Here is a 24949-nt window from a genome sequence, read left to right on the forward strand (position 1 = left end):
GTGAAAACGCTTTATTTTTTATTTAATTTAAAATATAATGAATTTTAATAATATTTGGAAAGGGGTTGATATCACCAGTTAACACTATACTCACGATGTCAAAATTACATAAAGGGAGTGATCTTAACAGGAAATAACACTTTGCGTTTTTAGAATGGCAGGTTAAAAAAGATAGTATATAGTCTGGTAAAAAATACAAAAAACCTAATCCCTAGGGCGGAATTTGAAGGATTCCGCACACTGAAGAATTAGGTAAACTGAATGTGTGATAAGAGAAATTTCGGCCCAAAACCTAAATGCTAATTCTCTTCCACAACCTTATTTTACAGTGAATGAACATAAACAGTCAATTTCAGGTATTGACTATCAAAAAGATTATTTATTTCGTTCTATAATAGCGGTTTAAATTATGTCGGGAGGTAATCACATTGAAAAAAACTTTAGTTTACTTATTAACATTCTTGCTTATGAGCTCACTTTTTATTGGGCAAGTATTTGCAAAGACACCCCAGGTTCAAACATCTGATTTAACAGGAAATACTGCCTGCTCGAATCTAGTTGGAATGGTAATCCCAGCAGATGATATAGGTCTACCAACATCAGGTGCTACGATTACATCTGCATCCTTAAAAATAGTTGAAGATTTAGCCATTAAAGATGCCGAATATTGTGAGGTTTTGGGAGCAATCCACCCAGTCGATCCAACGGCACCAGATATTAACTTTCAAATCAATCTGCCAACTAACTGGAACAAGAAGTTTTTACAATTCGGAGGTGGGTATTTTAATGGAACTGTGAGAACTGGCCTGGGTAATCCCCCAGCAGGCGATAGGAAGTTAGGAAAAAATACTCCTCTGGCTCAAGGATATGTCACCTTTGGGAGTGATTCAGGTAACTCCACAGCACCCTTGGATGCGAGTTTTGCAATGAATGATGAAGCCCTAAAGAACTTTGCCGGCGACCAGCTTAAGAAAACTAAAGATGTGGCTTTAGCTCTTGCCAACGTGCGTTATAACGCCGTTCCGGATCAAGTGTATTTTGCGGGTGGTTCGGAAGGAGGACGTGAAGGCTTATTTATCGTTCAAAACTTTCCAGATGAATATGACGGTGTCATCTCTGTATATCCTGTTTTGAATTGGATCCCAAAGGCGCTTAAAGATAACCGGGACGCTCAGGCACTGTATAAAAACGATGGTGAAGGGTGGATTAGTCCGGAAGAGAACGATTTAATAAATGAAACAGTCTTTAACGCCTGTGATTCCCTAGATGGTGTTAAGGATGGGATTATCAGTAATACATCGGAATGTGCCGAGAAAGAAGATGAGATTCTAGATACCCTAGGTGAAAGCCTTTCTGAGAAACAGATTGAGGTTATTAAATCCTTTAATGGCCCAATGGAGTTTGACATCCAGTTGGCTAATGACTTTACTACAATGCCTGGATATTCGCAGTTGCAAGGTGCCGATATTGGCAGACTCTTTGGAACAAGACCAATACCGAGTGTTCCTCCAGTTGTCTCTGAATCCGTCGGTCATGTTATAGATGAGCAAGATGCCCTGATGGGGGTTTATTCAGATCAGGTTATTCGATACAAAATCACGCGTAATCCTGACTTTAATACGCTAACGTTTGATCCAAATGAATACAGTGAAGAAATCCTTAAAGCATCTAACTTGTTAGATGTCACAGACCCAAACATTTCTGAGTTTAGAGAGAACGGGGGTAAGTTGATTTTAGTCCATGGTACGGAAGACGAAATGGTTGCTCCACAAGGTACCACTGATTATTACAGTAAGCTCGTCAACGAGTTTGGACAAGAGAGTCTTGACGAATTTGCTCAGTACTACTTGGTTCCTGGTTTTAGCCATGGAGGGGGTAACTTCACAATGAGTGCAGATCTTTTGGGAGCTTTAGACGCATGGGTTGTTAACGGAGATGTCCCAAGCAACCTTGTTGCGGAGGATCAAAATTCTGCAACTTTTGGTCGCACTCGTCCATTATGTGAATATCCAACTTATCCGCAGTATAACGGGAGTGGGGATGTCAATTCAGCCGCCAGTTTTACATGCGTAGAAGCAGATAAAGACATCAGTGCATCCGATATACAAAAACTTATTGAGAAATTCGAAGTTGATGGTGAATTCGCCAACCATGGCACAGCCCGTTCCTTACAAGCTCATTTGGACATCTTAATCAAATTAGAATCACAAGAACGAGAATTTGTGGATCAAAAGGTTAAGCACACACAAAAATTCATTAAGCTGCTTGACAATCACAAAAAGAATGGGAAGATTACCGATCACGCTTATAACACCTTAAAAGAACTTGCAGAATCTTATATCAAACAGATTAAATAGCCTGACTATAAAAACTCCCTGTTGGGGGATTATTTGGAAGGCGCACTGGCACCGCCCGGAAAATCATGTTTCACAGACCAAGGAATGGATTCCTGGTTCCTATGAACTAATCGTATTTTTCGGTGTTTGACACTGCATGTACAGCTTACGTCTTTTGAGTTTATTAATTTCTAGACCCGTTTATTCGAAACAGTTTATAAAAATCCATCTTTCAGATGATTTGAAAATAAGTACTCTTTACCTAGTCCTCCATACAATTCCATTATGGGGACTAGGTTTAAACTAAAAATGCTTTCGATATAAATATATCCTCTTTCTAAAAGTTTATAAAAAAGCATATTTAAATCAAATGAATAATAAGACATTAGCAAACTAAGCTTTTTGGCCAAACATAGGATTTACCTCCATCCCACCAGACCCTGAATTCTTTTTAATTTACATTATGCTACAAAAAGATTATTATTATTTTAAATATTCAAAATCATTAGATAGGTGGCGAAGAAGTATGGAAAAATCATCATTACAAACTAATACATCTCAGGTATTACATAATAAAAGCAAGGATGAATTATGGCGCTGGTCTGCAACTGAATTAGCCCATGGAATACGGACACGAATCATTTCTTCCCGTGAGGCGGTTGAGAGCTGTTTGGACAGGATTGAGGAAGTAAATCCAGTACTTAATGCCCTAGCTGAAGTACACGCAGAAGAAGCTCTTGCTGCAGCAGATCGGGCAGATCTTGCTGTAAAAAAAGGAGAACCACTTGGACCATTACATGGTGTGCCTGTTTCAACAAAAATTAATGTTGACCAAGCTGGGCATGTAACAACAGACGGTGTTGTAGCTTTTAAAGATAATATCGCAGAAAAAGACAGTCCCCCAGTAGCGAACTTACGAAAGGCAGGAGCTGTAATTGTTGGCCGCAGCAATACGCCAGCATTTAGTTTTCGATGGTTTACAAATAATGACTTACATGGAATAACCCTGAACCCTTGGGATAAATCACGTACGCCTGGCGGTTCAAGCGGCGGGGCTGCTTCAGCTGTTGCATCTGGAATGATGCCAATTGGGCATGGAAATGATATTGGCGGTTCTGTTCGTCATCCCGCCTATGCCTGTGGAATTACTGGAATCCGTCCTACAATGGGAAGAATACCTGGCTGGGCTGGTCCTCCAAGTGGCGATCAGGCACCTTCTACCCAATTAATGGCAACGGATGGACCGCTTGCACGTAGTATTGCAGATCTTCGCCTTGCCCTTACAAGCATGAGTGAATTTGATCCGCGTGATCCACTCCATGCTTCAGTACCTTTAATTGGTGAGCCCCTTCAAAAGCCAATCCGTGTTGGGCTGTTACGTGATGTAGGTATTGCCACTCCGACATCAGCAGTCAATCAAGCTTTGAGTGATGCAGCTGTTCAGTTGACCGAAGCTGGTTATATTGTCGAGGAAGTTAGCCTTCCTCTCTTCGCAGAGGCCTATAGACTATGGTATTTACTGGTAATGGAGGATTTCAGAACAGCATTGCCAGTTGTAGAGCAGTATGGAGACGAAGGAATGAAAAAGGCTGCTTTTAATTATTTCGCTAATGCAAAAGAATGGTGGGGAGATAACCCTGGACTGTCCGATTACATTAAGGGCTATGCGCGTCGTGGAACATTAATTGTTCAACTTCAGGAGTTTTTACAAAAATATCCTCTATTGCTTATGCCGGTATCTACTGAACAGGCATTTGAACAAGATGCTGATTTATTTAGTGTTGAAAGTATGAGACGTTGTATGGATGCGCAATGGTCCATGATGGCGATTCCAGTTCTTGGTTTCCCAGCTATTTCCGTTCCAACTGGTGTTGCAGATGGTCTACCAGTTGGCGTTCAGCTCTTGGGAAGACGTTTCCGAGAAGATACTTTATTTGATGCAGCGGAAGTAATTGAAGCCCATGCACAAATTAAAACACCTATTGATCCAAGATAGGTTGTATAAGTCTACTTTTCGTAGAAGTAAAATTTTTTAATAGTATAATGGCTTATTATCCAGGATTAGACAAAGACCCACGAACTAAGGTCTTATACACACCTTTCCAATATAATTCATTCAAAAGTGCTTATGATCGCTCATTCCCTGGTTACTCGCAGGAAATAGCAGAAGATGTAACAATTTTAAAGAATATCATTGATGCTGGGGGAATCGTGGTGGCTGGTACAGACTCTCCTTTAACACATATCGCATTTAGCTTGCATTCGGAACTAGCGGCTATGGCAAAATATGGTATGTCAAATTATGAAGCTTTAAGAACAGCAACGTACTATCCAGCCTTAAAACTTGGAGTTGCAGATGACCTTGGTACAATTGAAAAAGGAAAGCTGGCCGACCTAGTTTTTGTAGAAGGAAATCCACTAGAAGATATTACTGACACCGCAAATGTAAAATTAGTTATGAAAAATGGAAAAGCGTATACTATTGATGAAATAATTGCTCCATATGCTGATAAATAAGTGTAAATTTCTTTTAAAAAACCAAGGTGGTCTACTATGGGTCACCTTGGTTTAAAACTTTTCTTCCCTTGAAAATAGGTTTGAAACGGATATTTATAATTGAAGATTTTTTAAATTATTTCAGGAGGTTCCAATGAACGCAATTAAGAAAAATATTGGATTCAAGGAACTATACGAAAATCTGAATATCAATACCATTAGTTCTGGTGTTGTAGCAGCCATATTTGGATGTACTGGTCCTGCACTCATTATCATTGGAGGTGCTTCTAGTGGTGGCTTAACCCATACACAAACAATCAGCTGGTTATTTGCCGTGTATTTCTTTGGGGGATTATTAGGACTATTTTTATCATTGAAATATAAGCAACCCATTGCTGGAGCTTATTCCATCGCTGGTGCCGTTTTAGTTGCAGGTGCTTTGTCACATTTTACATTACAAGAAGCAATTGGCGCCTATCTTGTTGCAAATTTAATCGTCCTTGTACTCGGTGCAACAGGGTTAATTGATAAAGTAATGAATTGGATACCTGTACCAATTATTATGGGGATGATTGTTGGTGTCATGATGCGGTTTGCAATTGAGATGATCACATCTGTTGAGGTTTCTCCGCTATTAGCAGGCTCGGCCATCTTAGTCTATTTGTTTTCCTCTCGATTTATCAAAAAAATCCCTCCTGTGTTAACAGCATTAGTTGTATCCGTATTTATTGCCGTTGTCATGAATGAATTTAATTTTTCAAATGTCCAAAGTTCGTTTGTGTTACCTCAACTAGAAATGCCCACCTTTAGTTTTAATGCGATTATCTCACTTTCTATACCGCTTGCCATTTTAATTATTTGTACGGAGAATGCACAAACGACCGGAATCTTAATGGCAAAGGGATTTAAACCACCAAGTAGTGCAATGGCTGTGTTTGGTGCTGTTTTAGGGTTCTTTGCTTCTTTTTTCGGGGCACATGCTATCAACACCGCTGGACCCATGACTGCTATTTGTGCGTCTGACGAGTCAGGTAAAAAAGAAGGCCGATATGCTGCTTCTGCTGCAAATGGAGTGTTATTTGCAAGCTTCGGTGTGTTTGCGTCGTTTATCGTACCATTTGTTATTGCGATGCCAGTTGTGATTGTGAGTACGATTGCTGGTTTAGCAATGATTGGAGTTCTTTTAAGTTCTTTAAAAATTGCTTTTTCGGATTCAAAATTTCAGATGGGTGCCTTTTTCGCGCTTATCATTGGTATGTCAGGGGTGAATTTCTATAACATTGGTGCACCTTTATGGGCTATTGTCGGAAGCATACTGGTTTCTCTTTTAATTGAACGTCATGATTTTGAAACGAAGATCAACGTTGAAAAAAATCTGAAACCGGGGGCATAACGTCTATTGTATGATGGATGTGTTGTCAATTGATGGACATACTAATCACAACCGAAAATTTCATGAGGGGTGAATCAACATGAATATTGATATAACATCTATTTATGAAAACATGCCTGATTTTTCGAATCATATGGAAGCAAGAGATTGGTTTAAAAATGAGTTTCAAGACCGTTTTTTCTTAAGGACACATAGTGACAATGATGGAAAGATGACCTATTTTTATCATATTGTGAAAGACCCTGAAACGTATCAAAGATATATGGAGAGCTTCGCAAGTGAACAAAAGCGTGACATCACTGAAATGTCGACATTTGAAAGTTATACAACCGTTGAAATTAGTGAAAATGGAGATGTAAATATAACGCTATAGAAAAAAAGGAGGATTCCGCGGAACCTCCTTTTCTATTTAGAAAAATCACCTTCAACTACCTTTTTATGTTGAATAAATTCAACCATATCGTCCTTGCAAATCGGTCGACTGAATAAATAGCCTTGAATTTCATCACAGCCCATCTCCACAAGCATTCCACATTCATCCCAAGTTTCTACTCCCTCAGCAACTACGTTCAACTTAAGCCCGTGTGCGATATCGAAAATGGCTTTGACTAGGATGGCTTTTTTATCATTTTTATCGACATTTTGGATAAACTTTCTGTCAATTTTGATCTCATCGATTGGAAGCTTCAATAATTGGTAGAGGGATGAATATCCTTTACCAAAATCATCAATGGAAATTTGGACACCTAACTCTTTTAGCTTTCGAATTTGTTCAGCTACATGGACTTGGTCTGAAATAAACACACTTTCTGTAATTTCAAGTTTTAAATATTTCGGCTCTAATCCGGAAGTCTCTAAAGCCTTCTTTACCATGGAAACAAGATAATCTTGCTGGAAATGCTTCGCCGATAGGTTTACAGAAATGGGTACATGTAAAAGATTGTCAAGCTGCCATTGCTTATTCTGCTTACATGCTTGGACAAGGGACCATTCATCGATTTGTGAGATGAGGCCAATTTCCTCAGCTACTTCAATAAACACCCCTGGAGAAACTGTACCTAAAACAGGGTCATTCCACCGAAGCAGGGCTTCAATACCAGTAATTCTGCCTGCAAATGTTTTAGGCTGATAATACTGTTCAAACCCATCCTTCACGACAGCGGTACGCAAGGAATTTTCAATGGTTAAGCGCTGCTGGAATTTATTTTTCATTGATTCATCAAAAAACTGAACGGTGTTCCCACCCTTTTCCTTCGAAATATACATCGCGATATCTGCATATTTTACTAATGTATCCAAGTCTTCTCCATCCTGAGGATACATACTTACTCCGATGCTGGCGGTGATGTAATGATCTTGACCGGCAATTGTAAAATAGGAGGAAAATTCGTTGATAATCATGTCTAACGTTTGATTTACCTCTTCTTTATTTTCAACCGAGTGTACAACAACAAATTCGTCTCCACCAAGTCGGAATACCTGTCTGTTATCTGCTTGTAGCTTCTTTAACTTGTTGCCTGTTGCTTTTAAAAGCATATCACCTGCATCATGGCCTAATGTATCATTAATTTGCTTGAACTGATTAAGGTCAATAAAGATAACCGCAATCTGGCTATCAATGTTATTTCGGATTAGTTCTCGAAGATAGTTTTGAAAAAAATAACGATTAGGTAAATAGGTTAAGCTGTCATAAAAAGCAAGCTTATGGAGCTTGTCCTCCGATTCCTTTAGCTTCGACGTTTGCTCTCTTAGAATCCCATTCATTTCAATACTTTCTTGGAATAATTCCCTCAGCTTATCAGCCATTTTCTTTAAGTTTTTACTCAGCACACGAAGCTCTGAAATCGTGCTTTGTGGCCATTCAATATTTTCTAGGCTACGAAGCTTTTTTGGTAAACCTGTCGTAATTGAGGTAAGTTGCTTTAAGTTTTTCGTCAAGAGTCGGCTGATGACTATTACAAATAGAATGGCAAACACTGCAAGAATAAGTAAGTATTTAAGCTGATCAAGTGAAGTATCAAAGAGCTGTTGTTGATATTGTGCAATAGGAAACTGTAGCATAATTCGATATGAATCGGTATCCCGCGTATAAAAATAAAATGCATCCATCCATCTGGTTATCGGCTGAATTTCATTGTTAGCAATCGGCAAAGCTTCGTAAAGTCTTGGTGAAATCTCCCGAATCTCATACCTGTTAGGTTCAAAGTTCGTCAAAGCTGTGGATGCTATGACATGGTCCGAATGTTCAAATATAATAATTTCACTTTCTTTATTCTTGTTTCGCCAAATGATATCCTCAATTGCTTTTACATCGAACTTGCCGTTGCCTTTTTCCAAATGCAGAAATTCATTTTCAATCCGATTGACTCTCGTTTCACCTACAACACTTAAATCTTTTTTAATTAAATCAAAGGTATTCATTGCATTTGTCATGACACTAATAAAAAATGGTACAAGTATGGTGAAAATCGTAATTTGAGATAGGAACTGATGAATTGACACATTATTTTTATTTAATCGGTTATTTTTAACCAATTTATAAAACGGAAAATAAGCCAATAACACGTCGGCAATTAACACATTGAAAAGGCCGTTCGTGATATCCTTACATATAAGAAAATAAAGTGCACTACCTGATAAAGATTCCCGACCGATAAAAAAGATGAGTGCCACTCCAATTAAGACCCAAAATAACACATCCACAAAAAACATTTTTGCTTTTCGTCCACGTAAGAAAAATGCACCAACAAAAATGATTTCTACAAGCATAACAGTTGTTGAATATAAACTGTTAGAAAAAAGATAAGCGATGCAGATTGAAATCATCCCAGTTATAATCGCAGCGGTATAGCCATATATGCGGAGTATTAAAAATAGAAAAATACTCGCAAAAGTAAATGTAATTCCATACAAAAGTGATAATTTGAAATGAGAGGCTAATAGCACCAGCCCCATTAGGACTACTAATAGGATTATGTCGCTATTCAATTTGCCTTTCATTTGACTAAATCCTATCATAGGGTCTCCTCTAGATTTTTATGTAAAACGACATTTTTCACTATCATTATGATAATAATATCACAAATTCTACAAATTTTTTGCAATTATTGTTATCTAATTGTACAAAAAAAGGCACCTTACCAAGTGGTAAGATACCTTTTTTAACTTAACAATTTATTCGGTGGCAAGACCTTGCGTCCATGACTTCACCCCATCATTTTCCACGAACTCAATGATGACATCAGTCACTCCTTTTATTCCTTGGACTTTTTCCTCAATTCGATCCTTTATTTGAAATGCTTCTTTAACCGATATATTGGAATCAATTTCTAATTTCATTTCAATATGAAAATCCTCGCCTTCCTTCATCGCAAACAATGTTCGAATATCCTTTATTTCTGGATGTGTAGTAATAATTTCAGCAATTTTATTTTCTAAATCTTCATCAGCTTCACCAAGTACCCCCTTGGCATTGTCTAAGAATACCTTACCAACAACATAAAACATCATGAGACCAATAATAATAGAAGCGATTCCTTCTGCTGCATGCCAACCTCCATAATAGGAGAGTAGTATCCCAATGATAGCAATGAGTCCACCAAGGGTTGCTACTAAATCCTCCATGAATACAAGCTTTGTGGCTGGCGTCGCTTTCCCCAAGCTACTAAAACTTTTGCCTACAGCTGCAAATCCGGTTGCTTCCACACGTGCTTCATGTAAAACTTCCTTCATTGCCTTAAAAAGAACGTATGACTCCAGAATGGCGGCCAACCCTAAAACAGAAAGGTTAATTGCAATACCAGTTGATTCCGTTGGATGTTTAATATGGTGATAGCCTTCCTTGATTGTTTCATAACTCATAATGCCAACAATGAGAACTGCACCGAGTAATACGAGATTAACAAGTCGGCCAAAACCATTCGGATAGTTCTCGGTCGGCATTTTTTTACTTAAAGCACTTCCGATAAACACGAAAAATTGATTGGCCGCATCCCCTAAAGAATGCATCGTTTCGGCAAACATAGCGACATTGCCTGTGAAGAAATACGCAACTCCTTTAATAATCGCAATAATCGTATTCACAATTGTAGCAATCAAAGACGATTTGTTTCCATTCTTTAATAACCCCTGTTTTTTAGCCATAGTTACCTCCAATGGGTGATTCATGGTAATACTTGTAGTATTTATTACTTTTGAAAAATTATAAGGGGAAATGAGGGATAAAATTTAGGACAGGTACTAAATACACTCCATGAAAATATGTCACTCAAATAAAAAAAGAAGACCTTAGCAAGGCCTTCTTCTACAAATACATACGATCAGAATTTCAATACAATCTTACATACTTCTGCCTGGTTGTTTTTCAAGAACTCAAACGCATTAGCAATCTCTGTAAAATGGAAGGTATGTGTTTTCATTTTCTCTGGTTGAACCGCACCCTTTTCAAAAAGCTCAATTACATGCGGGAAACGATGGTTATTTAATCTAGAACCAACAACATCAATTCCTTTTTTCGTAAATGCAACCTGAGCAATGGAAGAAGGTTTATTCCCCGTTCCAAGTGTCACAATTCGGCCTGATGGAGCAACTAGCTCTAATGCTTCCTCAAGACTTTGAGGTGAACATACGGAGTCAATAATGACATGTGCTCCGTCACCTTCCGTAAATTCTTTGAGTGCTTCCTCCAAGTTTTCATTTTTAACATTCACAACACGGTCTGCACCCATATTCACAGCACGTTCAAGTCGTTTATCTAAAATATCTGTCATGAGCACATGAGCACCGCGTGATTTTGCTACTTGCATTGCAGCAATACCAATTGGACCAGAACCCATCACCAATACTTTATCTCCAGTTGTGGTACGGCTGCGTTCATTGGCTTCAACACCGATTGAATAAGGTTCAACTAAGGCTGCACTTTCTCGATCAATTTTGGATTCATCTAATTTATATGCATTCTTTTCAGTCGTTTTCACATATTCCGCAAATCCACCATCACGATGGACACCTGTTACTTCAACAGTTTCACACACATTGTGATGACCAGTTCGACATGCATAGCAATGTCCACAGCTGTTCACATTATCTACTGCTACGAGGTCACCTACTTTAACGTTTGTCACGCCAGCTCCTACCTCTTCAACGATACCCGCAAATTCGTGACCAATAATACGTGGATAGGTTGCTAATGAGTTTGTTCCATTAAAAATACCTACATCTGAGCCACAAATCCCTCCAGAAACCACCTTAATGATGACATCAAGCTCATCTTCAATGACTGGTTTTGGTACTTCTTTAACTTCGACTTCAAATGGTTGATTTATTACTACAGCTTTCATGTCAATTCCCCCTGATGTAAAGTTTCGTATCGCTTCCACGGTAGTATACTAGAAATTCATTCTACTTTTAGCTCTTTATTGTGTAAGTCGAGAACGATTTAATTCTTTATGCTGTTATTCACCTGAGAACCATTCTACTGGTACTGTTACTAGCTCTGGTATAAAGATGAGTAAGAATAACAGTGCAATCTCAACAATGAGAAACGGTATGATGGCTTTTACAAGACGACCAATACCTATCTTACCAGCACCCGCTGCAACATTCAGAACTGTTCCTACTGGTGGTGTTAGTAGACCGATGACATTGTTCAGAATAAATAATAGTCCAAAGTATACTGGATCAATACCTGCAGCGTTAACAACAGGCATCAATACTGGTGTTAAAATTAAGATAGTTGGGTTAACATCCATTGCCATTCCAACTAGGATAACAATTATATTAATAACGATTAATAGTAATAATGGATTATCAACTAATGGGCTTAAAATGTTAGTTACTGTTTCTGGAATGTTACCAATTGTCATTAGCCAAGCGGAAACCATTGCTGCTGCCGCTAAGAACATGATAACGCTGGACGTTTTCGCTGAGCTAATTAAGCTCTCAAAAATATCTTTTGGTTTTAGTTCACGATAAACAAAGACACCAATAAATAAGGCATAGACCACTGCGATTACTCCTGCTTCTGTGGGAGTAAAGTAACCGCCTCGAAGTCCAGTTAAAATACCAATTGGCATTAAAATTGCCCAAATTGCGTCTACACAGGATTTTATCATTTGTTTGAAGCTTGCTCGCGGAAGCTTTTCCACTTTATCTTTTCTTGCAACAAATGCCCAAACAATACAAAGTGCAATTGAGATATAAATAGCAGGTGCGATACCCGCAATAAACAGCTTTGTAATCGATACCCCCGCCGTAACACCGAATAATATCATCGGTACAGATGGTGGCATTATAGGTGAAACGATGTTTCCAGCAGCAATCAACGCGGTTGAACGATCACGGTTATAGCCAGCTTTCACCATCATTGGAATTAATATAGCACCTAGTGCAGCTGTTGAAGCTACGGCTGATCCTACTAAACTAGCAAAAAGTACTATTGCTAAAATGGCAACATAACCTAATCCACCACGAATGTGCCCTACTAACGAGGTTGCAGCAACAATGATTCGTTTCGTTAAACCACCACGGTTCATTAAGTCTCCACACAAAATAAAGAACGGAATCGCCATCATTGCAAAGCTATCAGAGCCGACCATTAAATTTTGTGCAAGAATCTGAGTATCAAAATCTCCTAAATAAATCATCATAAATACGCCGCTAATTAGTAAAGCAAATGCGATTGGGATCCCGATTGCCATCGCCCCTAATAATGCGACTAAGAAGATTACCATTGTCATTTGTTCGACCTCCCTTGACTACTTTTTCTCGTTTTCGTCATCTTCATTTTTCATATTCTCCAAGACATCATCTTCATCTGATTCATGTAAGGTTACAAGCTTGTTTATTGTTTCAGGCTCCTTAATAACCTTAATAATATTCGTTACACAAATGAGTGAAATACAAATCCCAGTTAGAATTCCTACTCCATAAATGATGGAAAGTGGAATCCCTGTTGCAGCTGCACGTGCCTCCACACTTTGCAGCGTCATTGTATACGCACCATGGGTAAGCATGATCATAACTATTATGATAATAATTTGTGCAACAATATAGGTCACCCGTTTTAAGCCTTGAGGCAATTTGTGCATAACCGAGTCCATCCCTAAATGGACATTCGATCTCATGGCTCCAATTGCACCTATATACGTGATATAAACGAATAAATATCTAGCAATTTCTTCAGACCAGGTTAATCCTGAATTAAATACCGTACGTAGGACGACATTTAAAAAGACAAATAAGACAATTAGGGCAAGCATTATGCCTAGTAGATAATCTATCCCTTTAAAAAGCCTGTCATTAAACTTTGACATGTCTTTTCCCTCCATAAAATGATTTTCAAATTAACAAGATTGCGTTTACATTTTCTACTCTACTGAACGAATCCGTTTAATCATATCCTCGGCCCAGTCGTATTTTTCATAAAGCATTTCATATACAGGTTGGGCAGCATCTATGAGTTGCTGTCTCTCCTCTTCAGAAGGTGTCTCTACAACAATTCCTTGTTCTTCTAAAAATTTTCGATCCTCTTCAATACTATTTTCATAGATATCCCATGTTCTATTAGAGGTTTGTAGGGCAACTTCTTGAAATATTTTTTGGTCCTCTTCAGACAATGTGTCCCAGAATTCTTTACTCATCATCAATTCATTTGATGAAACCATGTGGTTTGTTTCATAAATATAATCTTGAACCTCGAACCAACCTTCTTGTCTAAATGTGGACATTGGATTATCCTGTCCATCAACTACACCTTGTTCTAAGGCTGTGAACACTTCACCAAGGTCCATAATGACTACGTTCGCACCTAAAGATTCTGCCAATTTCACATGGATTGGATTGTTTGGCATTCTAACTTTTTGCCCTTTTAGGTCTTCCGGAGATTCAATTGGATAACTTGAGCTAAATACACGAGCACCATTTGGATTCCATGCTAGGAATTTAATTGGTTCCTGCTCTTCAAAATTCTTTGCAATATAATCTCCAACTTCTCCTTGATAGGCTCTCCTAGCATGTGCAACATCCTTGAAAACAAATGGAAAGTCAGGAGTCGCCATCATCGGAACCTCACTCCACATAACTGTTCCGATTGCTGTCATTTCTACAATTCCACTACGAGTGAAATCATATAATTGTTTTTCTCCACCAAGTTGTCCAGAATCATATATTTCTACGTTGTATCTACCATTTGTTCGTTTTTCGATTTCTGGTTCAAATACTTCCTTTAATGCTACATTGACAGGATTGGAAGGTGAGAGGGTTGTACCTACCTTCACCAATATTCCTTTATTTGAGCTTGTTGTTTCGGAACAACCAGCAAGTAAAATCGCAAGCATTGTAAAGACAAGGAATATTATTGTTTTTTTGCCAACATTCAGTTTTTTCATTTTATATTACCTCCTCATTTCACATAAAGACCTTACATTTTAGTTAGTTATCATCGTAACGCTTACATTAAGTGCACTGGTATACTTGTCGACAAGTTCTGATTAAAAAAAATAAAATGTTTTAAAATATTGATTTGGTTACAGTATCACGTGTATCTTCAAAATGATCATGAACAACACTTTTAATAAATTCAAGATCTTTTGATACGATTGAATCAATTAAAACTCTGTGTTTTTCTACCAATGAGTCAATCTCATTCGATTTTTCAAGGAATCTCTTTTTTGTAGCCACGAGCAGTGCAGTAAAAACAATGTCCCGGATATTGTTCCATAAATGAAGCATTCTTTTATGCTCTGCAGCCTCAATCATTAATTCATGAAATTTCAAATCTTGGATTGTAAATTCAATATAATGATTGTACTTGGCGGCAATTATCATCTCATCAAGAATTTTATTTAGTTGTTTGATGAGACCTTGATTCTCCATCTTTGAAAGACGTTCGATGACAAATGTTTCAATTAGATATCGCACATCGTACAACTCTTCTATATCCTTTCGGGACAAACCTAGAACCACAGCGCCCATTCGCTCTAATCGTATCAACCCCTCATTTGATAAAGTTTTAAGGGCCTCTCGTACCGGGGATCTGCTCGTTCCAAATTCTTCAGCGATAGAATTTTCAGATAACACTGTTCCAGGAGCAATACTTTTGTTAATAATCTTCAATCGTAGTTCACTTGATATCATTTCACCAAGTGAATTCCCTTTTAGAGCTATAGAAGGAAATTCCATCACCATCAACTCGCTTACCTTTTAGATAGTCCTACAAAACTAGCCAAACAGTACTTCATTTCTATCTTTTTCTTAACATTGTATACTTGTACACAAGTTTGTCATAAATTAATATATAATGAAAATGGTACGTTGTAAAGAGAAAACGTATACATTTTTTTAAATTTTCGACATAAATTTCGTAGGCCTAGTGAATTATTCATTTATGAAGGACTTTTTTTGGCAAATAAAAAAGTGCCGCTCCCAGTAAGTTGATTTTAACCTACTGGGAGAAAGCACTTAGTTCTCGTCTCTAACAAGCAATGCCACAGCTTCAACGTGTACTGTGTGCGGGAAAAGATCCACGGGTTGCACGACTTTTAATGTATATCCAAATGGTTCTAGTTCTTTAATATCGGTTGCGAAAGTTTCTGGATTACAAGAAACATAGACGATTCTTTCTGGCTGTGAACGGCCTATTCTTCGCATTACTTTACCGCCGGCACCGGAACGTGGTGGGTCGAGTAAGAGTAACTCAGGCCTACCAAAGCTTTCAAGTACCTCGTCAATTCCTTTTCTAGCGTCCTTTGCTAAGAAATAGGTGTTTGTTAATCCATTGTCACATGCATTCCTTTTTGCAGATTCAATTGAGCTTTCAACGATTTCAATACCTGCTAGATTTTCAACGCGGCTAGCAAATGGAAGGGAGAATGTTCCAACCCCACAGAAAAGATCAATCATTTTTTCTGTTTCCTTAGGCTCGCCCATTTCAATCGCAAGGTCGACTAATTTTTGAGCTTGGGTAGGGTTTGTTTGGAAGAAGGTGTCAAACCAAACGCGGAAACGATACCCATCCATTTCGTCGTAAATAAAATCGCGACCCGCTAATACATGTGTTTTTTCGGATTGAGTACGGTCAGCCCAATCGGTATTTTCGAGCCATAATAAGCTTTTTACCTCTGGGAATTTTGCTTCGATCCGTTTAACTAAATCATCCGCTGCTTCTTGAAGTTTACCCTCTGGTCCTTCTGTTGCAAAAAGCGCAAGCATAATTTCACCAGTTACAAAGGATTGTCTTACCATGAGGTGGCGAAGAAGTCCTTCGTGCTGATCCTTGTTATAACCAGATAGCTGATGATCCTTTGCCCACTGCGCAACTTCCATCGCGCCTTCCACCATTTTTTCACCGGCGATTAGACATGTTTCAAGTGAAATAATTTTTCGGAAATTCCCTTGTTCATGTAAACCAAGTGAACCTTCAGGTGAGAATGTAAATTCCATTTTATTACGATAATGCCAAGGGTCGTCCATTCCAATTGTTTCTTTCACAAGGTCTGGATTGAAGCCTTGTGACTCCACTTGTCGCTTTACATAATCTGTTTTGTATTGAAGCTGTCCGTTGTAATCCCAATGCTGCCATACACAACCGCCACATTTTTCAAAATGAGGACAAGGTGGCGCTAGTCTTTGTTCATTTGCCGTCAGGATTTCATCCGCTTTTACCCTTCTTCGTTTGCGGTCAGGTTGGTCAACTGTCACTTGAACCTGTTCACCTATAAGGGTTTGTGGAATGGTAAGCTTTAGCTTCTTTTTATTACCGTGCTCATTCTCACGCCATACAGTTCCCCGTCCCGAGCCCTTTTCATCTAGACTTTTTATTTCAACAATCATTGTTTCTGGTTTTGTAACTGTCAATTGCGTTCCTCCTCTTTAAATCTACCTATCTATATTGAAGTGTCGGTTCTCACATTTCATTTAAATTTTAAAGACTTTAGGCATAGTACATTTCTATCCTATTTTACAACATACTAACCAAGTATAAAGCAGAAACTGCAAATTTGGAATTCCTTCAATCCTAGAAAGTATTAACATTCTACTAATTTACCATCGCCTTTGAAGAATTCCTATAAAAATAAAAAGGCTCCGCCAATGATTTACTCTTGGGCACAGCCTTTTCAGCAATTCCTGTTCTTTAATTTTTCTCAAGTTATGGATTCTCCACTTTTGCCACACCTAATGCGTAGTGGTCCCATAGGATTCTCTCCACCTGTGCAGCTTGTGATTCCTCACAATCAATGATGAGGATGATTTCAGCTAATTTTCCTTTATGTAATCTTTTTCTCTTCTTATAGACTAACTCCACAAATAGCCTAATCGCAAATCCCACGATGAAACCTGTGGCAGCACCAATGAGCCCCCAATAAATTGGTCCCCATGATAGTTTAAAGCCGATGCTTGCTCCAAGTACAGAAAATGCCGTCGCGAGTGCCACACCAATATCTATAAGGGTTGTTCCGTCTGCCCTATGCAAAGTATCAAATAGTCTTACGTTATCAGTTCGATTATCAAGCGGAACTGCGAAAATATTATCGTTCTTTATCCCCTTTTTTTCCATCGCTACAATTGCAATTTCGAGATAATCATTGCTATCAAATGTTGCAAATAACTGCATACAGTATCACTTCACTTTTTGTCCCTTTTGTACTTGGAATTGGCTTGATTGGTAATTTTCCTTTAGGAATTTACGTTGTTCCCGTTCATATAGCTTATTATTTTCAACTGCATTTATATAAGAGTCGTATACGGCAAATCCGAACACAGAAGGTAAAAACATAAACCACTCTGGATCTAAAACAGCTGTGGCTTCATCTAGTTTACCTAAAAACAATAAAGATACTGCTTCTAGTGCATGAGAGAAATAGAAAAAGATGACACAACAAATGATGAGAAAGAAAGCCGAAATCGTCTTATGGTTATAGAGGTGTCCTAGGCCCGGCATAAATAATGACCAAATAATAGCCGAAACGGGATTCATTTTATCCAAATAGTTCATACCTACAGCACTCATGCTAAAAGTGTTAAAACGATGATTTTCATGGTCAGCCAGGATATACATTTTATTTAAATCAATTGTTGATCGGTAGCTGTCCCAAATTGCAAATATGTAGACAGGGATGTACATAATAAGCCATCTCGTATCCAATATGTTCTTAGCCATATCTATGTTTCCATGAAATGAGTGAATCATTGCAAGGTTTACATTGGCATTTATGTTTACAATAACTTCCCAAAGGATTAGCAGATATCCCCGGTGATATTTGTCTAATAGCAAATGGCCAAACCCCGGAAAAGCCGCCGACCACCAGGCAATTATATATGGGTTCCTTAAATGAATGATTGAAGTACCAAACACGCTGACATTCGCAATATAGCGTCTTGCTGTATTGTCATTCGTATAATTTCTCATGATGGATAAGGATTTTCCACTTCCTCAAACTGTAAAGTAAACAACTGCGTGAATGGTAATCTTCCCCAATAGCAAAGGAATTATTATTAAAGTGGTTGTTTCCCATCTAGAAAATTTCTTGCAACAGCCAGAGGCAAGTGGTGAATATTTCCTAATCTGTTGTTAAATACTATTCAGAAAGATTTCGGAATTATTCGTTTGGGGCTGGGTCAAGATATGTTTTGGAAAAAGAAGGATGAGAAGCCATCCAAAAAAAGCTTTGAAACTGTGGAAAAAACAATAGAGGAAGTATTTGAAAAAGCAAAAAAATCAAGTGATTTTTCTACAATTACGCCTATTGAAAACCACGATAACCTCTTATTAAGTTATTACAAAACGTTAGTTGATAGTAAAATTCTTCAGCAATCCTTGTTACCGAGTTTTAAAGAGAATGCCACAGATATAAAAGAGCTTTCTGATTTAAAAAATATCATTCCTATAGAAGAAATTACACTAACAAAAGACGTTAAGGAAGTTGAAAAAGCCTTTCATAAAGGAGCTGTCGCGATTCATTTCACGGATCAAATGGATGAGTTCGCTCTTATTAGTATTGGCAATGCGAGATTAGGCCAACGTGAAACAAATGATACGCAAAATGAATTTAGTGTGATTGGACCAAAGATTGGATTTATTGAAGATATTGGAACAAATCTCCATATGCTTAGAGAACATCTCGATTCTCCGGATCTTATTTTGGAAGAATTGGTTGTTGGGACAAGGACACATTCAAAGGTGGCAATTGCGTACATAGATGGAGTTACAAATCCCGAGTATGTTAATACCGCAAAACAAAGGTTACAAGCTCTTGATGTTGATGCTATTTTTGATAATTCTCAGCTCGAACAAATGATTGCTGATCATTCAAAATCACCATTTCCTTTATTTATTACTACAGAAAGATTAGACCGAACTGTAGGAGCCCTTTTATTAGGCCAAATTGTATTGATTACAGATAAATCTTCCTATGCCTTAATCGGGCCAGTAAATCTAATGGACTTTTTTTCTAACCCAGAAGATTTTTATCTTCCATCTTTAATTGCATCCTTTTTTAAATTAATACGGATTTTAGGAATGATGTTTTCAATCTTTGCGTCTTCCTTTTATGTAGCAATATTAACCTACCATTTTGAGGTTATACCGAAGGATCTGCTTGGCCCTCTCATTAACTCAAGAGCCAATGTTCCCTTTCCTCCTTTTCTTGAAGTTTTATTTTTAGAGGTGACCATTGATCTACTCAGAGAAGCAGGAGCCCGTCTACCAACAAAAATTGGGCAGACACTAGGAATAGTTGGGGGAATTGTAATTGGTCAGGCAACCGTTGAAGCAGCACTTACTAGTAATATTTTATTAATCATTATTGCTCTTTCAGCATTAGCTTCGTTTACGACGCCTATTTATAAAATGTCGAATGCTGTCAGGTTGTTAAGATACCCTTTCATCATACTCGCAGCCATTTGGGGAGGCTTGGGTATTTATGTAGGAGTTCTCTTTTTAATCGGACATTTGGCGCGACTAAAGTCTCTAGGAGTTCCTTATTTAATTCCGCTTTATCCCTATCGAAAAGGGTGGGCACTTGGTTCCTTCATCAGGCCTAATTTTGTAAATCTAAATAAACGACCATCGTTCTTTAGACCTTTAAGCGCCAAACGTTATACGCCAGCTTCACCACAAGACACAGAAGATGGACTCAATTCAGAATAAAAATTTGGATTCTAGGAGAGCGGAAATGATATGGGTATATGGAGAAAGAGTCTAATCGTTGTCATTGTTTTTGTTTGTATCCTAAGCCTTGTAGGCTGTTCAAGAACTAAGATTGTCGATAAATTGAGCATTATTCATGTTTTTGGATTTGATATAGATGATAACGGGAAAATAATTGGAACTGCCTTGTTCCCAGAGTATACCAAGAGCAAAGGAAGCGATAAGAGTCAATATTTGGAACAGAAAACAGATGCAGTTGCACTATTAAGATCCCAAATGTCAACACACACGGACACCCCTGTTGCGTTATCCAAAATAAGGGTTTTAGTATTCGGCGAAGAATTTGCAAAAGCTGGTATAAGCGATGTAGTAGAACGACTTCTTTTGACACCACAAATCGCGACCAATATACAGATCGCCGTTTCTACTAACAGTGCCAAGGAAACTCTAACTACTTTAAAAAAAGGGGACCTGACGCTAGCTGACAAAATCAAGCAAAATATGATAGGACAACAAATTCCAAGGATGAATCTGCATGTTTTCTTAAACCACTTCTATGGGGAAGGAATGGATCCGTATGTGCCGATGCTGAACATTGACGAAAACGATAAGATACAGGTCGAACGAGTTGGTATTTTTAAAGATGATAAGCTCAAACTTCACTTGAATGAAAAAGAAACCTTTATTTTCTCAATTTTAGAGGATTATCGAACACAGGCTATTTATGAAATTCCACTCGATAACAATAATCGGAAAGATGTCATTCTGATTCAAGGGTTTCGAAATAAAGCGAAGTGGGATTGGGTAAAAACTGAACAGCAATTAAATCTTTCTTTAAGACTTATCTGGACGATTACCCATCATCCCGACCGTTTTAACCTGGAAAATCCGCAAGATCTTGAGAATATAAAAAAAATGATTAAAGAAAATGTATTGAAAGATATCGAAGAACTATTAAATACGTTCAAAGAAAATGGTGTTGATCCACTCGGAATTGGAAATATTGTTCGTTCCCAGGATCGAAATTGGGATAAAACATCCTTCTATGAACAATACCCTACTCTACCCATAAATGTTGATTTAAAGTTAAAAATCATTCATTCCGGCCTTCAAGGCTAGCTAGACTAGGATGGTCCATTATGAACAGTCAAATTAATGAAAATAAACAAGTATCTCCCTTTTTCCTGTTTTTTTTAATTCATGGCTCTCAAACCGGGATTGCCATATTAAGATTTCAAGGAGAAGTAAGTAAGGGCGCTGAAAACGAAGCGTGGATGTCGATACTAGCTTTCGGTTTAAGCTTACATCTTTTGTTTTTAATGATGCTATATATCGTGAGACAGTCTAGCGCAGGTGATATTCTTTCCTTTCATCAGGACTTATTAGGTAAAAAACTAGGAGGAGCATTAAATCTATTATTAGCATGCTATTTTTCTCTGGCCGGAATAGCGGTTGTTTATGGGTATATTGATGCGCTTCAAGTCTGGGTTTTCGATGGAATTGCGAGCTGGGAGTATGCACTCCTTCTTTGTTGCCTTATTTTTTATCTGGTCTCAGGGGGATTTCGAGTGATAACAGGAATTACATTTTGGGGTGTCGTGATTCCAGCTTTCTTGCTAACTTCCTTTTTTTCTATAGTTAGCTTTTTGGAGGTTTCATACCTTCTACCACTTTTCAATCATAGTTTAAAAGACCATTTTATCTCAGCTAAAGCAGCTGTCCCATTATTTTTAGGATTTGAAACAGTTCTTGTTTATTTACCTTTCATCAAAAACGGAAAAAAGGCAGGCAAATGGGGGCATTTGGCTTTATTGTTAACAACAATCCTGTATACGGCAGTTGCTATTATCTCTTTTATGTTCTTTATACAAGGAAAGTTACACCACTTAACATGGCCAACCTTAACCATGATTAAAATCATACAGTTTCCGTTTTTGGAACGCTTTGAGTTTATCTTTATATTCACCTGGCTCTTAGTCATCATGCCCGTAATTTGTTTATATCTCTGGTCAGCTGTTCGATCTATTAAATTTACTCTACCAAAGATAAAACCAACTTATATTTTGTTCTTATTATTAGCTGGTTATATCTTTGTAAATGGCGTACTCACTGACATCTATTACACACATCAAATACAAAGAATTGTCAATATAAGTAGTGTCTTTTTCTTGTTTGTCTATATTCCGTTGCTCTTTCTGATTAGTTTGGTCAGGAGTAAACTAAAAAAAATGTCAAAGTAATCGTCAATCTTTTTTTCAAAAATCAGGTAATATCCTTCTAAAAAACACGATATAATGAAGTCGGAGTCAAAAGTTTGGTTGGAGGGAGAGTTTATATGCTAAAAAAATTTGCTGCAGATGCATTAGGTTTATCTGACATTGGAAAAATTATCGGCCCTGAGGACTATGACAAAACAGACGCAGATGATTACATCCGTCATGAGGATAATGAGAAGATTTACTTTTTAATTAAAACGAAGGCTGATGAGTATTGTTTCACAAACATTGCGTTCATCCATGTTGATGGTGCCAATGCCGTTTCGTTAAAAAGAGTATTAAAACGCTATCCGTATTCACAGCATAAAATCACGAACGTATTTCTTGAGACGGCAGGTAGAGTCGACTTAGATATCGAAATTAAATTCAATCTCGGTAACCAAGCCTTTAGTATAGATGTAGATAAAAGACAACTTGAAAAATTAAATGATTTATACAAGGCACTCGTATATATATCCGAGGTCATCCATGAAAATAGCATTATGTACGATATGGCTGTCACAAGCTTAGATAAAGCGGTAGCTGTCTTGCATAATTCTAGAACCTCCGATGTAGGTCTTGCCGAGGAATACAAGCACTTGACAGAATACGGCTTCTCCTGGCTGTCCTCCGCACGCGATCAATATCACCAAAAAGACTACGGTGAAGTATTCGAAAAGTATATAAATAACTAATAAATAGAATTCATTGGACGGCATCCGAAAAGGTAAGTTGAATTGGATGCCGTTTTTCAATTAGACCGATTCCTTTTTACCTGTTTCATCCAAAGCTTTATTTGGTGTAACGGTTCGCATAGCATGAAGCCACAAATGCATTTGGTTTTATTTTTGGTTCAACACCAATGGCTTCCATTCGTGTGACCATTTCATTCACAAATTCACGTGTTTTGTTCCTCTTCCCTGCCCCGATATCGATATGCCCCTCCATTGTGAATGAAGCACCATCGTAAATATGTGGAAGCACAATATCAATAAGTTGATTTTTCCTATCCTCTGTAAATAACGAAACAACTTCCTCCGATAATGATATTTCATAGGAAATTCGCTCATGCAAATGTTCCATTCTTCTCGGAACAATCACTTTTCGAATACAGGCCCACACACCTTTTCCTTCATTAAGTATCACAACACCTGTTATAAAAGTGGTTTGCCGAGGATGCACTTGAGAATCTGTACCAATGATGAGCCTAAATTTCCCACTAGGCTCTGATTGCATGAATTTTGCTATATGTTCAAAAACCCGCTCAAATGACATCCTCTTTTCCATCAGATTTTTAAATAAGAAGTGATTGTTTGAATTGTTTTTCATAAATTCAGATCACAACTTTCCCGGTCTTTAACTGACCTGCTTTTATACATTTTATGAGCGTAATTCAGATAATGTGTGATAAATGGTGAATTGGTACAAAAATCGGATAACCATCACGAAGAATAAGTCATTATACCTAGTTCTTTATTACCTATTTTTACCTCCCATCGGATTGTATAATATTACCATAAACCTAAATTGGAGCGTGCATGTTTAGCCATGAAATATCAATCCATTGACCCATTTGATACTATTCTGTCAGAAGCCATAACGAACCCGATGAAACGCTATCACTTTTATAAAGCCTTTATGGATTTAGAAATTGTCGCGATAGGCACTGTATCTTCAGATAAAAATACATCAGAGCCCATTCTCCATTTAAAACATATCGAAATGAATAATGAGCTTGTGCTGCCTGTGTACTCCAGTATCGAGAAATTCAACCAAATTTATAAAGGTAAATACAAATATATAAAAATATCAACACGAAAGCTGTTACAGCTAGTTGAACCTGATACACCCTGGGTGCTGAATCCTGGTTTTGATATCAGTAAAAAGATCATCAAAGAGGAATTAGAAACATTACGTGACGGAAGAATTCTTCATTACTTTTTTGAGGAGTTAGACCTAAAAGAAAAACAACATGTCCTAACAAACCAGATGACAGAGATCAATCAATCCGACCTTGAGGTTATTTCTAGCAAACTTAAAAACTTCCCTGCTATTGAAAATGCTTATTTTACACATGTTTATAATCCAGCAAAATCAACGCAACCGATCCCAGTGATTGGACTTTCCGTAGATCAAGAAGCTACGGAGGAACTTTTATCAAAGGTATTTAAAGCAGTGAATGAAAATACAAAGCAACGAATTGAAATTCTTATCCTGGTTGATAATCTTCCCCTAACCAATTCAATTATTAACGGGACTGAGCCCTTCTATAGTCGAACATCGATAGACGATCTGAAATCCATGTTCCGCTAGAATTCACGAA

21 protein-coding genes are annotated in these 24949 nt (G+C 37.7%); 10 read left to right on the forward strand and 11 right to left on the reverse strand.

Going from position 1 to position 24949, the window contains the following annotated elements; all coding sequences use genetic code 11:
• The first annotated feature begins 467 nt into the window (after nucleotides 1-467).
• The 5 genes from V7138_RS02370 (at nucleotide 468) to V7138_RS02390 (ending at nucleotide 6598) form a co-directional block, all read left to right on the forward strand.
• Complete coding sequence (locus V7138_RS02370) at nucleotides 468-2357, forward strand: tannase/feruloyl esterase family alpha/beta hydrolase (RefSeq protein WP_335393908.1); 1890 nt, start codon at nucleotides 468-470, stop codon at nucleotides 2355-2357.
• A gap of 505 nt (nucleotides 2358-2862) precedes the next feature.
• Nucleotides 2863-4332, forward strand: a complete 1470-nt coding sequence (locus tag V7138_RS02375; protein WP_335393911.1) for an amidase family protein — start codon at nucleotides 2863-2865, stop codon at nucleotides 4330-4332.
• A 47-nt stretch (nucleotides 4333-4379) separates the two neighbouring features.
• Nucleotides 4380-4853 (forward strand): amidohydrolase family protein, encoded by a 474-nt coding sequence (locus V7138_RS02380; RefSeq protein ID WP_335393913.1) that lies wholly within the window; start codon nucleotides 4380-4382, stop codon nucleotides 4851-4853.
• 133 nt (nucleotides 4854-4986) lie between these two features.
• Complete coding sequence (locus V7138_RS02385) at nucleotides 4987-6225, forward strand: benzoate/H(+) symporter BenE family transporter (protein ID WP_335393915.1); 1239 nt, start codon at nucleotides 4987-4989, stop codon at nucleotides 6223-6225.
• Between the two features lie 79 nt (nucleotides 6226-6304).
• Complete coding sequence (locus tag V7138_RS02390) at nucleotides 6305-6598, forward strand: hypothetical protein (RefSeq protein ID WP_335393917.1); 294 nt, start codon at nucleotides 6305-6307, stop codon at nucleotides 6596-6598.
• A 32-nt stretch (nucleotides 6599-6630) separates the two neighbouring features.
• On the opposite strand, the gene V7138_RS02395 is transcribed toward V7138_RS02390, so the two are convergent.
• The 10 genes from V7138_RS02395 to V7138_RS02440 all read right to left on the reverse strand — a co-directional run bounded on the left by V7138_RS02395 (nucleotide 6631) and on the right by V7138_RS02440 (nucleotide 18631).
• On the reverse strand, nucleotides 6631-9225 hold the full coding sequence (locus tag V7138_RS02395; RefSeq protein WP_335393919.1) for a putative bifunctional diguanylate cyclase/phosphodiesterase: 2595 nt from the start codon (nucleotides 9223-9225) through the stop codon (nucleotides 6631-6633).
• Nucleotides 9226-9399: 174 nt separating this feature from the next.
• Nucleotides 9400-10368, reverse strand: a complete 969-nt coding sequence (locus V7138_RS02400) for a cation diffusion facilitator family transporter (protein ID WP_335393921.1) — start codon at nucleotides 10366-10368, stop codon at nucleotides 9400-9402.
• 176 nt (nucleotides 10369-10544) lie between these two features.
• Complete coding sequence (locus tag V7138_RS02405; protein ID WP_335393923.1) at nucleotides 10545-11564, reverse strand: zinc-binding alcohol dehydrogenase family protein; 1020 nt, start codon at nucleotides 11562-11564, stop codon at nucleotides 10545-10547.
• A 114-nt stretch (nucleotides 11565-11678) separates the two neighbouring features.
• Nucleotides 11679-12962 (reverse strand): TRAP transporter large permease, encoded by a 1284-nt coding sequence (locus tag V7138_RS02410; RefSeq protein ID WP_335393925.1) that lies wholly within the window; start codon nucleotides 12960-12962, stop codon nucleotides 11679-11681.
• Between the two features lie 18 nt (nucleotides 12963-12980).
• On the reverse strand, nucleotides 12981-13538 hold the full coding sequence (locus tag V7138_RS02415; protein ID WP_335393927.1) for a TRAP transporter small permease: 558 nt from the start codon (nucleotides 13536-13538) through the stop codon (nucleotides 12981-12983).
• A gap of 54 nt (nucleotides 13539-13592) precedes the next feature.
• Nucleotides 13593-14612, reverse strand: a complete 1020-nt coding sequence (locus tag V7138_RS02420) for a TRAP transporter substrate-binding protein (protein ID WP_335393929.1) — start codon at nucleotides 14610-14612, stop codon at nucleotides 13593-13595.
• 121 nt (nucleotides 14613-14733) lie between these two features.
• Nucleotides 14734-15411 (reverse strand): GntR family transcriptional regulator, encoded by a 678-nt coding sequence (locus V7138_RS02425; protein ID WP_335393931.1) that lies wholly within the window; start codon nucleotides 15409-15411, stop codon nucleotides 14734-14736.
• A 273-nt stretch (nucleotides 15412-15684) separates the two neighbouring features.
• Nucleotides 15685-17055: a 23S rRNA (uracil(1939)-C(5))-methyltransferase RlmD gene (rlmD, locus tag V7138_RS02430; RefSeq protein ID WP_438824304.1), complete on the reverse strand. Its 1371-nt coding sequence runs from the start codon at nucleotides 17053-17055 to the stop codon at nucleotides 15685-15687.
• A 316-nt stretch (nucleotides 17056-17371) separates the two neighbouring features.
• Nucleotides 17372-17836, reverse strand: a complete 465-nt coding sequence (locus V7138_RS02435) for a hypothetical protein (protein ID WP_335393934.1) — start codon at nucleotides 17834-17836, stop codon at nucleotides 17372-17374.
• A 6-nt stretch (nucleotides 17837-17842) separates the two neighbouring features.
• A complete protein-coding gene (locus V7138_RS02440) occupies nucleotides 17843-18631 on the reverse strand; it encodes a hypothetical protein (protein ID WP_335393936.1) in 789 nt (262 codons plus the stop codon).
• A 216-nt stretch (nucleotides 18632-18847) separates the two neighbouring features.
• Between V7138_RS02440 and V7138_RS02445 the strand changes: the two genes are divergently transcribed.
• The 4 genes from V7138_RS02445 (at nucleotide 18848) to V7138_RS02460 (ending at nucleotide 23321) form a co-directional block, all read left to right on the forward strand.
• Nucleotides 18848-20371: a spore germination protein gene (locus V7138_RS02445; protein ID WP_335393938.1), complete on the forward strand. Its 1524-nt coding sequence runs from the start codon at nucleotides 18848-18850 to the stop codon at nucleotides 20369-20371.
• A gap of 30 nt (nucleotides 20372-20401) precedes the next feature.
• The gene (locus V7138_RS02450; protein WP_335393940.1) at nucleotides 20402-21490 is read left to right on the forward strand and encodes a Ger(x)C family spore germination protein; all 1089 of its coding nucleotides are present in this window, start codon (nucleotides 20402-20404) and stop codon (nucleotides 21488-21490) included.
• Between the two features lie 20 nt (nucleotides 21491-21510).
• On the forward strand, nucleotides 21511-22611 hold the full coding sequence (locus tag V7138_RS02455) for a GerAB/ArcD/ProY family transporter (RefSeq protein WP_335393942.1): 1101 nt from the start codon (nucleotides 21511-21513) through the stop codon (nucleotides 22609-22611).
• Between the two features lie 95 nt (nucleotides 22612-22706).
• Nucleotides 22707-23321 (forward strand): PH domain-containing protein, encoded by a 615-nt coding sequence (locus V7138_RS02460; RefSeq protein ID WP_335393944.1) that lies wholly within the window; start codon nucleotides 22707-22709, stop codon nucleotides 23319-23321.
• Between the two features lie 97 nt (nucleotides 23322-23418).
• Here V7138_RS02460 and V7138_RS02465 read toward each other — a convergent pair whose 3' ends face one another.
• Nucleotides 23419-23901, reverse strand: a complete 483-nt coding sequence (locus V7138_RS02465; protein ID WP_438824303.1) for a ribonuclease H-like YkuK family protein — start codon at nucleotides 23899-23901, stop codon at nucleotides 23419-23421.
• A 273-nt stretch (nucleotides 23902-24174) separates the two neighbouring features.
• On the opposite strand from V7138_RS02465, the gene V7138_RS02470 reads away from it, so the two are divergent.
• A complete protein-coding gene (locus tag V7138_RS02470; protein WP_335393948.1) occupies nucleotides 24175-24939 on the forward strand; it encodes an enhanced serine sensitivity protein SseB C-terminal domain-containing protein in 765 nt (254 codons plus the stop codon).
• The last annotated feature ends 10 nt before the right edge of the window (nucleotides 24940-24949 follow it).

Source organism: Bacillus sp. JJ1533 (genome assembly GCF_036965045.1).
Taxonomy (GTDB): Bacteria; Bacillota; Bacilli; order Bacillales; family Bacillaceae_L; genus Ferdinandcohnia.